Raw genomic sequence first — 13,854 nt, 5'->3', positions numbered from 1 at the left:
CCGTGCGTGGCGGCCCAAAGTGTCCAGGATCGGCATAAACGACTCCGACGCGGCCCGCGGCCGTGGGCAGAACGTTGGAATCATGCGGTTTCCAAATCGACTCCAGCGGTCGTGGACGGCCTTAGTGCCGAATTCGGACATTTCGTCCCCCGGCGGGGCAGCCGGGCACACACCACCCACAAACCGGAAGAGCCAGAAAGCTGTCCATCCGTCGCCGCTTTGAAGATGCGACGGCGGCCGCGGCGCCGGAGACACGGCTGTTCACCCGGGCCAGCGGCATACGAGGGGCGCCGGGCCCCCGCCTCGTGAAAGTGGCGAGAGGTGAACGCTTTGGACGTTTAAGCTCAGGGTATGAGCGCGATTCCTAGTCATGTGCCGCAGTCGATCCGCCGCCGAGTGGCCGCCGTGGTCGTGGTGGCGATGCCGGAGGAGGCCCAGCCCTTCCTGGATCGTCTGCCGCGGCTTGTTGACGCGACCGCCCCGCGTCTTCCGGGCGGCGCCGAGGCCTGGCCGCTGGACCTGGGGGGAGCGCGCGAGTTGCTCCTGGTGCGCTCGGGCATCGGACTGGTGGCATCCGCGAGCGCCCTGGCGACGGTGCTCACGCAGGTGACCCCGGAGCTCATCGTCTCCGCCGGCACTACCGGCGGCCTGGGCCGGGAGGTCGAGGTTGGGGACGTGTGCGTGTCCACCGAGCTGGCCTACACGGATGTGGATGCCACCGCCTTCGGCTACGCCCCGGGCCAAACCCCGGGGCAGCCGGCCACCTTCACCGGCGATCCGGGTCTGGTGGCACGCGCCGGAGCGGCCGCAGATGTCCTGCACGCCGCCACGCCGGCCGCCGGATCAGCCCGCATCCACGTGGGGCAGATGCTCGCGGGCGGATCCTTCGTCACCGCCGCGAATGTGAAGGACACCCGCGAGCGCTTCCCGCAGGCAGTCAGCACCGACATGGAATCGACCGCCCTGGCCCAGGTGGCGCACGCCGCGGCCATCCCCTTCGCCTCAATCCGCGGCGTCTCGGACCTGTGCGGCCCGGAGGCCGGCCAGGACTTCCACATCGGCGCCGATGAGGCCGCTGCCCGCTCGGCCGCCGTGGTGCTGGCGGCGCTGGGCTGAGCGGTGCGAGCCGTGCCCGGGGCCAGGCGCCCGCGGCATGAGCCGGCGATTGTACGGAAGCCACCACGTACGTTTATGCGGGTTTATGCGGGAAGTTCCACGTACTTCCCGGCTCCCGGCCCCCAGCCGCCCCTATACCGCCACAAGCACCTGCACCATGACGATCTTCACCACGATCGCCAGGGCGAACAGAGTGGCGTAGCCGGCCTCCACCCGCTCGTCGTCACGCTTGGACAGGGCGAAGGCGAGGATGGCGGGCTGGCCCACGAGCCCCGCCAGGCCGCCGGCCGCGCGCGGTGCGCTCAACCCCACCCGGCGGGCGCCCGCCAACAGCACCACCGCGCCCACCCCCACGACGAGCGCGGCCAGGCCCCCTACCGCCAGCCCCGTCATCGAGAAGGCGGAGGCCGCGAAGTCCTGGCCGGAGGCCAGGCCGATGGCGGCCAGGAAGAACAGCAGCCCAAGCTGACGGATGGTGGCGTTGGCGGCGTGCGGCAGCTGCCAGATGAAGGGACCGGTGCGGCCCAGACGACCCAGCACCATGCCAACCACGAGCGGCCCCGCGGCCACACCCAGCCGCAGGGTGATGCCGCCGGGCAGCGGGATGGCGACCAGCCCTGCGAGTACGCCCAGGGCCATGCCCACCCCGACGGAGAAGGCGTCGATCTGGGCGATGGACTTCTCGGAGTCGCCGAAGTAGTCGGCGGCCCGCTCCAGGTCGCCGGAGGGCACCACGGCCAGCACCCGGTCGCCGAGCTCGAGCACCAGGTCGTCGTTGGCGAGCAGGTCCAGGTCGCCACGGCGCACGCGGGTGATGACGCCCTGGAAGCGGCCGTGCATGTCGAGTTCGCCGATGGTGCGTCCCGCCACGCGGGTGGAGGAGACGGTCAGGCGCCGGTAGTCGACCACGGTGCGGTCCTTTGCCAGGCAGCGGTCGTAGCCGGTGCCGAGCTCATGAATGGCGTCCTCCAGGGCGGTCGGGGCGCCGACGATCACCACCTTGTCGCCCGGCAGCAGCTCCTCGTCGGGGGAGACGACGCGGGTGGCGCCGTCGCGTTCCAGGTAGGAGATGCGGATGCGGTTGCGCTGGAAGGCCTCCAGCTCGCTCAGGGCGACGCGGCGCAGCAGGAACACGCTGGTGGCCTCCAGGCCGTCGGCCGAGGCGGGGCGGGGGTCGCGGCGCCCGGGCCAGTCGCGGCCGATGACCATGGCGACGATGAGGATGGCGACGGCGACGCCGACCGGGTAGGCCAGGGCGTAACCGACGGCGGGCTCCTGGGTGCCGGCGGCCTCGATTGCGGAGTCCAGGACCGGGCTGGTCAGGGCCCCCGCGTAGGCGCCCGCGTCCATGGCGGGGCTGATGCCGGTCAGGCGGGCGTACACCGCCCCGGCGCCGCCGGCGAGCACGAGCGCCAGCACGCACAGGGCCATGAGCGGCAGCTGGCGCCGCAGGTTGCGGAAGAAGGTGTTGCCGGCCCCGATGCCGACGGTGTAGCAGAACAGTCCAAGGCCCAGGCTGCGCAGCAGGGTCAGGTTCTCCCCCAGGCTCGGGTCCAGGGCGCCGACGGCGAGGCCGACGAACAGTGCTCCGGCGGCCCCGAAGCGGATCGGCCCGAAGGGGATCTGCCCGACGGCGGTGCCCACCCCGATCACCAGGAAGACGGTCAGGATCGGCGCGGAGGCGAGCACGTCGACGACGGAGGCGAGTAGGTCTGGCACGGGGTCAGGCTAGCCGGAGACCCATGAGGATTCCCAACACGTCGGCGGCAACGGATATCGCGACAGCACGTGACGGTAATTGTCCGGTCACTTATGTGAGAACTAAGCTGCCCGAGTACGGGCCCTCCCCGGCCCGACGTTCGTTTATCCCCTCCTCGATGATGAGAGACTGCATGGAAACCGACATAGCTCCCGCCCGTCCCTCCTACTCCCCCGACGAAGAGCGCCTGATCATCCGCAACCGTCAGGGCGTGCCCGTAGGCATAAAGCCGCATACCGAGTGGACCCCGAAGAAGATCGCTCTGTGGGTCGCCATCACGGCCCTGGGCGTGCTGGGCTGGTGGATGCTCGCCGTCGCGCGCGGCGAGAACGTCAACACCATCTGGTTCGTGGTCACCGCGATCTGCACCTACGCCATCGGCTACCGCTTCTACGCCCTGTACATCCAGCGCACCATCATGCGGCCCGACGACACCAACGCCACCCCGGCCGAGCGCATCAACAACGGCCGCGACTTCGATCCGACCCACCGGGTGGTCCTGTACGGCCACCACTTCGCCGCCATCGCCGGCGCGGGCCCGCTGGTGGGCCCCGTCCTGGCCGCCCAGATGGGCTACCTGCCGGGCACGCTGTGGATCATCCTCGGCGTCGTCGTCGCCGGCGCGGTTCAGGACATGCTGGTGCTGTTCTTCTCCATGCGCCGCGGCGGCCGCTCCCTGGGGCAGATGGCGACCGACGAGATCGGTCGGGTCGGCGGCACCGTGGCCACCGTCATCGTCCTGGTCATGCTGATGATCGTGCTGGCGGTGCTGGCCATGGTGTGCGTCAACGCGCTCGCCGAGTCCCCCTGGGGCGTCTTCTCCGTCGGCTGCACCATCCCGATCGCCATCTGCATGGGCCTGTGGCTGCGCTTCGTCCAGCCCGGCCGCATCACCCAGGTCTCGCTCGTCGGCTTCGCCGTACTCATCGGCGTCATCATCTCCGGGCGCTGGGTCGCGGAGTCCTCCTTCGGCCAGTACCTGCACCTGTCGCCCACCACCCTGGTGTGGTGCATGATCGTCTACGGCTTCCTCGCCGCCGTCCTGCCCGTGTGGGTGCTGCTCACCCCGCGCGACTACCTGTCCACCTTCATGAAGGTCGGCACCATCGCGGTCCTGGCCGCCGGCATCATCATCGTGCGGCCCGTGGTGGAGATGGCCGCCGTCTCCGAGTTCGCCCTGAACACCGACGGCCCCGTGTTCGCCGGCAAGCTCTTCCCCTTCCTGTTCATCACCATCGCCTGCGGCGCCCTGTCCGGCATGCACGCCACCGTGTCCTCCGGCACCAGCCCGAAGATGATTCAGAAGGAGAGCCAGGTCCGCATGATCGGTTACGGCGGCATGCTCATGGAGTCCTTCGTCGCGATCATGGCCCTGGCGGCCGCGGTCTCCCTGAGCCCGGGCATCTACTTCTCCATGAACACCTCCGCCGCCACCATGAACGCACTCGCCGGCGACGACGTCGTCGCCACCGCCTCCAACCGCGAGGAGGTGGCGGCAGCGGCCGTCGCCAACCTCGGGGTGACCGACGCCCACGGGGACTCGCTGGTTCCGGTGTGGGACTCCTGGGACGAGGACGGAAATCCGAAGACGTACACGGGGGCCGAGGCGCTGGAGCAGGTGGCCTCCGACGTCGGCGAGCCGAGCATCATCTCCCGCACCGGCGGCGCCCCCACGCTGAGCGTGGGCATGTCGCACATCCTCCACCAGATCGGCGGCGGCCGGACGATGATGGGCTTCTGGTACCACTTCGCCATCATGTTCGAGGCGCTGTTCATCCTCTCCGCCGTCGACGCGGTCACTCGCGTGGCGCGCTTCCAGCTCGGTGACGCCCTGGGCAACATCTGGCCGAAGTTCCGCGACCCGTCCTGGCACGTGGGGGCGTGGGCGACCACCGGCGTCGTCGTGGCGGCCTGGGGTTCGCTGCTGCTCATGGGCGTGACCGACCCGCGGGGCGGCATTCAGACGCTCTACCCGCTGTTCGGCATCGCCAATCAGCTCATCGCGGCCATCGCCCTGCTGCTGTGCCTGGTGATGACCGTGCGCAAGGGGCGGCTGAAGTACGCGTGGATTCCCGCGATCCCGCTGGTCTTCGACACGGCCGTCACCTTCACGGCGTCGTGGCAGAAGATCTTCTCCACCGATCCGCAGGTGGGCTACTTCCAGCAATGGCGTGATGCACGGGCGCTGCTGCCCACGCTCACCGACGCGGAGGCGATCAGCGTGCAGCGAGCCATTATTCGCAACACCATGATCCAGGGGACGCTGTCGGTCGTGTTCCTCGTGCTCGTCGCCTTCGTCATGCTGTGTGCGGCCATCACCATGGTGCGGGCCGTGCGCGCGGGCGACACCACCACCTCCGAGGACCCGTATCAGGAGTCGAACTTCTACGCCCCCGAGCACCTGATCGCCAGTCCGCTGGAGAAGAAGCTCGTCAACGAGTACGCGCTCGTTGGCGACCCGGCGCTGATTCCGGGCCGCTCCGCCAAGGCGGACGACGCGGACGCCCAGGACCGCTGAGATGGCCGAAGTGACCGCCGAGGCGGCCGAGGTCGTCGGCACGACGGCGTCCGCCGCGCCGCGGATGCGTTCCGCGGCGCGGCGGGCACGTCGGATTCGCGCGGGCCTGGCCCGGGCGCGCGGGTTGTGGCGCGACTTCACGGGCGAGTCGGCCTACGACCGCTACGTCGAGCGGCATCGGCGCGAGCACCCCGACCACGCACCGATGAGTGCGCGCCAGTGGTGGCGGGCCCGGGCCGACTTCGACGAGAGCAACGTCTCCGCCGGCTGCTGCTGACCTGCCGCGCTCAGGCATCGCTCCCGAGCACGCTCGGGTCCTGGATGACGGCGCTGCGCACTCGCAGCTCGGGGGTGATGACCCGACTGCCGGCTGCCTGCGCGACGACCCGGCCGTCCTTGACCAGCAGGTCGAGAACGGCCTGCGCGACGAGGTCGATGCGTTGATCCACGCTGGATAGGCCGACGGCACGCGCCACGGGGGTGTTGTCGAAGCCGATCACGCGCACTTTCGGCCCGACGGCGAGGAGCGCCCCGAAGGCCAACGAATCTGAGGCGCAGACCAGTCCATCGATGTCGGTATGGCGTGTAAGTAGTTGCGTCGCGGCACGCATGGCATCCGCGACGTTGTCGGGGCAGGTGGTCACGAGCTCGTCGGCGTCGCTGGCGTTCATCAACCCGCCCTCCAGGACGGCGTCGCGCCACCCGGCGCATCGAGACACGCCCTGACCCGCCGAGTCCGGCCAGCCGAGAAAACCAATCCTCGTCGCACCGGTGTCGATGAGGTATTCGGCGGCGGCGCGAGTACCGGCTGCGCCGTCCACGTCGACCCACGGGTGCTCGGCCGCCTCCTCCTCGCCCCACGGCCTGCCGAAGGACACACATGGCACGCCCCTGTCGCGCAGCCAGGCGGGGCGCGGATCACCCGCCTGCGTGTCGGTGAGGATGACACCGTCGATGTCCCCGGAGGCGACCAGCTCGCGCAGTCTGGTGATCTCGTCGTCGCGATCGGCGGCGGTGTACAGCAGGATGCGCAGCCCCAGTTGGGCGGCGCGCATCGTGATCTCGTGGAGGAAGACATCGAGGATGGCGCCGGATATCCCCGCCGGCAGGGGGGCGAGGCGCAGCCCAATGGTGTCGGAGCGACGAGTGCGCAGACGGCGGGCGGCGGCATCGGCGCGGTAGCCGAGCTCGTCGACCGCGGCATGCACCTTGCGGGCGGTGGCCGGACGGACGCGCTCGGGATTGTTCAGGACGTTGGACACGGTCTGCGGTGAGACGCCGGCGCGGCGCGCCACCTCCTGAATGGTCACGGCCCTGGCCGCCATGCCTCTCCACCCCCATGATGTTGCGGGCGTCTCGCCCCGCCACAGCTTACTTCATACCGGAGAACAAGTCCTGTCTTATAACGATCAAATGTAGTGCTACCAAGGACTTGATCGTTAAAATAATCTTGCTTATGCTGGCGACGTTCGCGTCAGCGCCGATGAAGTCGAGGACCGTCATGACCCAGCTCCAACCTCTCCTCCATGAGCAGGTCGTGATCGTCAACGCCCCGGCACAGGCGATCGCCGCGCCCGACGGTTCCATGGGCGATGCGCCCGTACAGGGGGTCTACCAGTCGGATGTGCGCGCACTGCGCCTGCGCGCGCTGTCCGTAACGGGGTCCGCGCTGGAACACCTGAGCGTCGAGCGGTGCGGTGCCGCGGCCTCACGCCATCGCGCCCTCGCCCGCGGCCTCGACCGCGGCGGGGCCGATCCCCGCAGCATCATCACCACCGATCGCACGCTCGTCCCCGCCGACGACGGCACCGTCCTCACCGAGACACTGACTGTGCGGATCGCCCAGGACCGACCCGTGTCCACGACCCTCACTCTCGAGCTGGCCGCCGACCTGTCCCCCCTCGCCATGATCAAGGGCGGTGAGCGTCTGAGCGACCTTCCCTGGACCGTCGCCGGCGGGGACACCGCCTCGGTCCGCCGCGGCCAGGTGCGCGCCGTCGTCAACGCCCCCGAGGCACGTCTGGAAACCGTAGGCACGCGCCTGCGTCTGCACTGGGACGTCTCGGTCGCCGCCGATATCCCCTTCACCGCGTCCTGGTCCCTGACCGCATCCGACGACGACGCCGTCGTCCAGCCCGCCCCCGCCCTGCCGGCCCGCAAGCGCCGTGGAACACCCGATGCGCGTGCAGCCGCCTGGCTGGAGGTCGCCCTGGATGACCTGGACCACCTGCTGCTGGCCCGCCGCGCCACACCGACCCAGCCCTTCGCCGCCGCGGGCGCACCCTGGTTCCTGACCCTGTTCGGCCGGGACTCGCTGTGGACCTCACGCTTGCTGCTGGAAGCCGCCGACCCCTGGTCCCTGGCCCTGGCGGAGGGCACGCTGCGCACCCTCGCGGACCTGCAGGGGCGCAGGTACGACGTCGACACCGCCGAACAGCCCGGGAAGATCATGCATGAGCTGCGCCGGGAGGCGAACGCGGTCGATGCCGACACGGTCCTGCCGCCGCTCTACTACGGGACGATCGACGCCACCGAGCTGTGGATCCTCACGCTGACCGACGCCCGCCGCGCGGGTTTGGCCGAGCCCGTCGTGCGCGAACTACTGGACCCCCTGCGCCGGGCACTGTCCTGGTTGACCACCTGCGCCGACACCGACGGCGACGGCTTCATCGAGTATGTGGACGGCACCGGAAGGGGCCTGGCCAACCAGGGTTGGAAGGACTCCGGCGACTCCATTCAGTTCGCCGACGGCCGCATCGCGCAGGGGCCGATCGCGCTCGTGGAGGTGCAGGCCTACGCCCATGCCGCGGCGCTGGCCGGGGCGGAGCTGCTGCGTGACTTCGGCAACGGCGACGACGCGGTCCTGGCGGCGACGGCAACCACCTGGGCCGCCGCGCTGCGGGAGCGCTTCGCGGAGGCCTTCTGGCGCGGGGACACCGCCGACGGCTACCCCGTCATCGCCCTGGATGCACGCAAGCAGCAGGTCGACTCTCTCGCAAGCAACATCGGTCACCTGTTGGGAACCGGCATCCTGGACCGGGCACAGTCGCGTCGGGTGGCCGAGCTGCTGGTCTCCCCGGAACTCAACTCCGGCTATGGCGTGCGCACCCTGGCCTCCACCATGGCCGGCTACTGGCCGTTGAGCTACCACGGCGGATCGGTGTGGACCCATGACACCGCCATCGCCATCGACGGTCTGCTGCGCGACGGCTTCACCTCCCAGGCGCGCACGCTCGCCGAGGCCTTACTGACGGCGGCGCCCTGCTTCGGGTTCCGCATGCCCGAGCTGTTCTCCGGGACGCCGGCCGACGACGGCGCCCCGGTCCCCTACCCGGCCTCCTGCCGGCCACAGGCGTGGGCGGCGGCCGCCGGCGCCGTGGTCGCCCGCGCACTCTGAGTCCACCGCCCCATACCTACCAAGCCCACATCAACCCACCATCCCCCGCCCGGGACACCTCAAAGGAGAGAACATGAAGATCACTCGCCGTACCTTCGGCACCTACACCATCGCCGCCGCAATCACCGCAGCGCTGACGGCCTGCGGCTCCAACTCGATGGATGACTCCGGGAACGCCGCCGCCTCCGGATCCGGAGGCGGCCTCACGCTCCTGATCGCCTCGTCCGGCGACGCCGAAACCGCGGCCTACACGACCGCCGTCGAGGCCTTCACCGCCGATACCGGCATCGCGGTGGAGCTGCAACTCGCGACCGACCTCCAGCAGGAACTCGCCCAGGGATTCGCCGCCGACTCCCCCGCGGACGTCTTCTACCTGGCCCCCGACTATCTCGCCTCCTACGCGGACAACGGATCGCTCTACGCCTACGGCGACCAGCTGAGCAATGTCGACGACTTCTATCCGTCTTTGGTCTCCAGCCTCACTCGCGACGGCGTTCTGTACGGCGCCCCGAAGGACTTCTCAACGCTGGCCCTGTTCATCAATACGGCCATGTGGCAGGCCGCCGGGCTTACCGAGGCCGACTACCCGACCGACTGGGACTCCCTGGAGTCGGTCGCGGCGAAGCTCGCCGCCTCCGGCACCACGCCGCTGACATGCAGTCCCGAATACGCCCGCGTCGGGGCCTTCATGGCGCAGGCAGGGGGCGGACTGACCAACGCGGACGGCACCGAGGCCACCGCGAACTCCGAAGGCTCGATCACGGGCCTGACCAAGGTGAAGACCCTGCTCGAATCCGGCGCGCTCGTGTTCTCCTCCGATCTCGGTGCCGGTTGGGGCGGGGAGGCCTTCGGTTCCGGTCTTGCAGCCATGGCGATTGAGGGAAACTGGCTGGTCGGCTCCCTGTCCGCCGACTACCCCGACATCGAGTATGTAGCCGTCGAGCTTCCCGCGGGCCCCGCCGGGAAGGGCACCATGCAGTTCACCAACGGCTACGGCATCGCCGAGGCGTCGGTGCACAAGGAGGACGCCGTCAAGTTGGTGGAGTACCTGACCTCCACGGAGCAGCAACTCGCCTTCGCCCAGGCCTTCGGCGTCATGCCCTCGGTCTCCTCCGCCCGCGAGCAGTGGGAGGCGGAGAACCCGACCATGACCGCCTTCATCGCCGGCGCCGACTACGCCATCAACGTGCCCACCGCTGCCGGGGCGGCCGACGTCGTCGCCGACTTCAACTCCCAGATCGCAACCCTGTCCAGCGCGGACCCGAAGACGATCCTGGAGTCCGTCCAGACCAATCTTGAGGCCGTGATCGCGTGAGCTCCCGCCGATCCCGCTCCAGGGCGGACAGTACTGGCACACGGCGTCGCCACGGGGGAGGCGGCCTGGTCGGTTGGCTGTTCGTTGCGCCGGCCGTGATCGTCCTGGCGGTGTTTCTGCTACTCCCGGTACTCATGGCGGCGTGGGTCAGCGTCTCCGACTGGAGCGGGGTCGGCAGCCCGCTGTCCGGCTCCGTGAACTTCGTCGGCGCCGCGAATTACGCCGAACTCGTCTCCGGCGGGCTGGCGACCCGCGACTTCGGTATCGCCCTGCGCAACAACCTGTGGTATGTGCTGCTGGTGGTGCCGACACAGACATTTCTGTCCCTGTTCCTCGCCGTGCTCGTCAACCAGCGGATCATGGCCCGCGGCGTATTCCGCACCGCCTTCTACTTCCCCTCGGTGACGAGTTCGGTGGCCATCACGGTGCTGTGGCTCTTCCTGTTCTCAGCCTCCGGCGCCGTCAACAAGATTCTGTCCCATCTGGGCATCACCGGTCCCAACTGGTTCCACGATCCCACCGGCGTCGTCGCCGCCCTCCTCGGACTGCTCGGCATCGACGGGTCGCGGACGCTGACCGGCAGGTTCCTCGGCGTCACGGCGTGGGAGTGGCTGTCCGGCCCGTCCTTCGCAATGACCGCCTTCATCGTCATGGCGGTTTTCACGACGTCGGGCACCTTCATGCTCATCTTTCTGTCCGCCCTCCAATCGCTGAGCCCGTCGGTGGACGAGGCCGCCATGATCGACGGCGCCGGTACGTGGACGCGCTTCTGGAGGGTGACGGTCCCCCAGCTCAAGCCGACCTTCTTCACGGTCATCACGCTCGGCCTCATCGGCTGCTGGCAGGTCTTCGACCAGATCTACACGGGCACGCAGGGCGACCCCGGCAAGACCACGCTGACGCCCGCGTACCTGTCCTACCAGGCCGCCTTCTCCAACCAGAAGTGGGGCCGCGGCTCCGCCATAGCCTTCGTGCTGTTCGCAATCATCATCGCGCTGACGCTGCTACAGCGCTGGGTGCTGCGCGACAAGGATGACGTGCGGGCAAGGCGGGCCGAGCGGCGTCGGCGGCGACAGTCCCGACGGCGACAGCGAAGCTCCGCGCAGGCGGTCACCGCCGAGGGCATCATGGAGGGGGCGGGCCGATGAAAACCAGCGGGTCATTCGGGCGTCATATGGACCGCGTCCGTGGCCGTGCCGCCCGACGGCGTTCTCGGCTGCGTGCGGGCAGGGCGGTGCTGTACCTGGTCCTCGTGGTTCTGGCGCTGGCCTACGTCTTCCCATTCCTGATCAACGTCGCGACCTCCTTCAAGACGGAGTCGGAGGCGACTTCCGACCCCCTGGGCCTGGTTCCGCGCACGTTCTCCACCGCCGCCTACGTGAAGCTGTTCGGTGCATCCGACTTCCCCCTGTGGATGCGCAATTCGCTCATCGTCACGCTGGTGGTGACCGCGGGGCGTGTGCTGTTCGATTCCATGGCCGGATATGCGCTCGCCCGCATCCCCTTCAAAGGCCGTGGAATCGTCTATGCGCTGCTGGTGGCGATCATGTCCGTGCCGGGTGTGGTATTGCTGATTCCGAAGTTCCTCGTCATCAATCAGCTGTCGATGTACGACTCCTGGTCGGGGCTGATCGTTCCCCTGCTTTGTGACGCCGCGGGGGTGTTCATCATGAAGGGCTTCTTCGAGTCGATTCCCGCCTCGGTGGAGGAGCAGGCCCGCGTGGACGGGGCGGGCACCTGGAGGATCTTCTTCTCGATCGTGCTGCCCATGAGCGTGCCCAGCCTTGTCACCATCACCATTCTGTCCTTCCAGGGATCGTGGAACGAGCTGAGCCATTTCATCGTGGCGTCGCGTTCTTCCGGACTGGTCACCCTGACCAAGGGCGTGGCGCAGCTGAGCGCCGGCAGCCTGGGGCAGGGCAATCAGTACCCGCTGAAATTAGGCGCCGCCCTAATTATGACGGTGCCGGTAGCGGTACTCTTCTTCGTCTTCCAGCGCCGGATCATGGACACGACCTCGGGCGCGGTCAAGGAATGAATGTCCTGGGGCCGGAGGGCGCCTTACGGGATTCGGGTGCATTTTGTTACGCCGGTCTGCGGTCTGCTGCGCCGCTTAGTCGTCTGCTGTATGCCTCTGAGCCGTTCAGCAGAGCGTTAACTGGCGTTGTCAACGGTGAGGTGGCGTAGTAGACGCAGGGCGGGGTGATGGGTGCTCACGGTGGTCTTCTGTGGGGCGTCCGGGGCCGGCGGGGCGTGTGGCGTTGGTGTGGCGTGTGGTGCTGGTGGGACGTTAGCTGGTTAAGATGTACGGGTTGCGATTGGGGCAACGGCACAAAGACTGGCGAGTCTTGACACCGACTTTTCCACATGACACAGTATGGTTATCGTTTAGTCATCTAAGCAAGGCGAGTACCGAAACGAAGCGGCATTTATATGAGCTCTGCTATTATAAATGCGCTGGGAATTGTAGGAGGTTAGCATGAAAACGATAGGCCTGATTGGCGGAATGAGTTGGGAGAGCACTGTTACGTATTATCAAGTAATTAACGAAACGATTAGGAGGGAACTTGGTGGACTTCATTCCGCGAAAATTCTATTGTACAGCGTAGACTTTGATGAAATTGAAAAGTATCAGGCAAGCGGTGAGTGGGATAAGAGTGCCGTGATATTGTCTGATGCGGCGGTACGGCTGGAAAAGGCGGGAGCCGACTTTATCGTTATTTGCACGAATACCATGCACAAGGTTGCCCCACAAATGAGCGAGCACATTTCCACCCCAATTATTCATATTGCGGAAGCGACGGCGGATAAGCTAAAAGAGCGAGGAATCACTACCGTTGGGCTGTTGGGAACAAAATACACAATGACACAGGAGTTCTATAAAGCAAAGCTAATAGAAGCGGGAATTGATGTGCTAATTCCGAATGAAGAAGACGTAGAAACTGTCAACTCCATCATTTACAACGAGCTTTGTTTAGGGAATATCCGTCAGGAGTCGAAAACCAAGTATCTTGCTATCATCGAAAAGTTAGCAGATAAAGGTGCGCAGGGCATGATTCTCGGCTGCACGGAAATAGGACTGCTTGTTCAGCAAGAGGACACCGACTTACCTGTTTTCGATACCACATTGATTCATGCCGAAAAAGCAGCACTTTCTTCCATCGACGATTAAATCAAAAGGGGTCTTCATTTCGTTGCCAATGGGTGGGGTGGGTTTGGGCGGGTAGTGTCTGGGTGTTGAAGGCCCCCGCGCTGCGCCAACAGCCGGGGGTGTGGACGACACCAGGTGAGGGGTGGTCGTCGTGGCTGACGATACTCGGGTTGTGCCGGCTGGCGAGCTTGTGGCGGGCGTGGACTATCCTCGGGATATCGCCCAGATGCGCGCGTGGTTCGCTGATGATGACGCGTGCCGTGACTACCTGGACTGGCTGCGCTGGCCGCATGGTTTCGTATGCCCGTGGTGCGGCGGCGGGGCTGCTGGAACGGGCCGGGCGGGTGCTTATCGGTGCCTGGGGTGCCGCAGGCGGGTGTCGGTGACCTCGCGCACGCTCCTGGACGGTACGAGGGTTCCCGGCTCTTCGTGTTTGAGGGCGCGGTGGGATTATGGGCAGCGGCAGGTCGGATCATAGTTGGCTTGCGTGTCCCCGTTGGTGAGGTGCGTGCGCGCTGAACCGGGCGCGACGGTTCGTACGTTGCGGTCGACGATTCGGCACATCCGACGACGGTTCGTGGGGTAGGTGTACGAACCG

11 protein-coding genes are annotated in these 13,854 nt (G+C 67.3%); 9 read left to right on the top strand and 2 right to left on the bottom strand.

The features are described 5' to 3' along the window. Positions 1-351: 351 nt before the first annotated feature. Positions 352-1,116, top strand: coding sequence for a 5'-methylthioadenosine/S-adenosylhomocysteine nucleosidase (mtnN, locus tag BN1056_RS07910; RefSeq protein WP_210580237.1), 765 nt, complete (start codon positions 352-354; stop codon positions 1,114-1,116). A 132-nt stretch (positions 1,117-1,248) separates the two neighbouring features. On the opposite strand, the gene BN1056_RS07905 is transcribed toward mtnN, so the two are convergent. Beyond that, the gene (locus BN1056_RS07905) at positions 1,249-2,835 is read right to left on the bottom strand and encodes an aspartate:alanine exchanger family transporter (protein WP_073333515.1); all 1,587 of its coding nucleotides are present in this window, start codon (positions 2,833-2,835) and stop codon (positions 1,249-1,251) included. Positions 2,836-3,008: 173 nt separating this feature from the next. Here BN1056_RS07905 and BN1056_RS07900 point away from each other — a divergent pair, with 173 nt between their 5' ends. Continuing rightward, positions 3,009-5,393, top strand: a complete 2,385-nt coding sequence (locus tag BN1056_RS07900; RefSeq protein ID WP_210580234.1) for a carbon starvation CstA family protein — start codon at positions 3,009-3,011, stop codon at positions 5,391-5,393. 1 nt (position 5,394) lies between these two features. Beyond that, entirely contained in the window at positions 5,395-5,670 is a 276-nt protein-coding gene (locus BN1056_RS07895; protein WP_342343943.1) for a YbdD/YjiX family protein, read from the top strand. A gap of 10 nt (positions 5,671-5,680) precedes the next feature. Here the strand turns inward: BN1056_RS07895 and BN1056_RS07890 are convergent, their stop codons facing one another. Beyond that, positions 5,681-6,718 carry a LacI family DNA-binding transcriptional regulator gene (locus BN1056_RS07890; RefSeq protein ID WP_073333510.1) on the bottom strand — a complete coding sequence of 346 codons (1,038 nt, stop codon included), beginning with the start codon at positions 6,716-6,718 and terminating at the stop codon, positions 5,681-5,683. A gap of 176 nt (positions 6,719-6,894) precedes the next feature. Here BN1056_RS07890 and BN1056_RS07885 point away from each other — a divergent pair, with 176 nt between their 5' ends. The 6 genes from BN1056_RS07885 (at position 6,895) to BN1056_RS14970 (ending at position 13,734) form a co-directional block, all read left to right on the top strand. Further along, positions 6,895-8,790 carry a glycogen debranching N-terminal domain-containing protein gene (locus BN1056_RS07885; RefSeq protein WP_210580232.1) on the top strand — a complete coding sequence of 632 codons (1,896 nt, stop codon included), beginning with the start codon at positions 6,895-6,897 and terminating at the stop codon, positions 8,788-8,790. A gap of 73 nt (positions 8,791-8,863) precedes the next feature. Next, a complete protein-coding gene (locus BN1056_RS07880; protein WP_210580229.1) occupies positions 8,864-10,105 on the top strand; it encodes a sugar ABC transporter substrate-binding protein in 1,242 nt (413 codons plus the stop codon). 110 nt (positions 10,106-10,215) lie between these two features. Then, entirely contained in the window at positions 10,216-11,253 is a 1,038-nt protein-coding gene (locus BN1056_RS07875; RefSeq protein ID WP_244671582.1) for a carbohydrate ABC transporter permease, read from the top strand. 26 nt (positions 11,254-11,279) lie between these two features. Further along, on the top strand, positions 11,280-12,143 hold the full coding sequence (locus BN1056_RS07870; RefSeq protein ID WP_210580227.1) for a carbohydrate ABC transporter permease: 864 nt from the start codon (positions 11,280-11,282) through the stop codon (positions 12,141-12,143). 441 nt (positions 12,144-12,584) lie between these two features. Continuing rightward, positions 12,585-13,277, top strand: coding sequence for an aspartate/glutamate racemase family protein (locus BN1056_RS07865; RefSeq protein ID WP_210580225.1), 693 nt, complete (start codon positions 12,585-12,587; stop codon positions 13,275-13,277). Between the two features lie 205 nt (positions 13,278-13,482). Further along, entirely contained in the window at positions 13,483-13,734 is a 252-nt protein-coding gene (locus tag BN1056_RS14970) for a transposase (protein WP_280516453.1), read from the top strand. Positions 13,735-13,854 lie beyond the last annotated feature (120 nt).

Source organism: Actinomyces succiniciruminis (genome assembly GCF_900002405.1).
In the GTDB taxonomy this organism is placed as follows: Bacteria; Actinomycetota; Actinomycetes; order Actinomycetales; family Actinomycetaceae; genus Actinomyces; species Actinomyces succiniciruminis.
The sequence above is the reverse complement of the archived record's forward strand: the minus strand, read 5'-3'. Positions and strand labels throughout refer to the sequence as shown.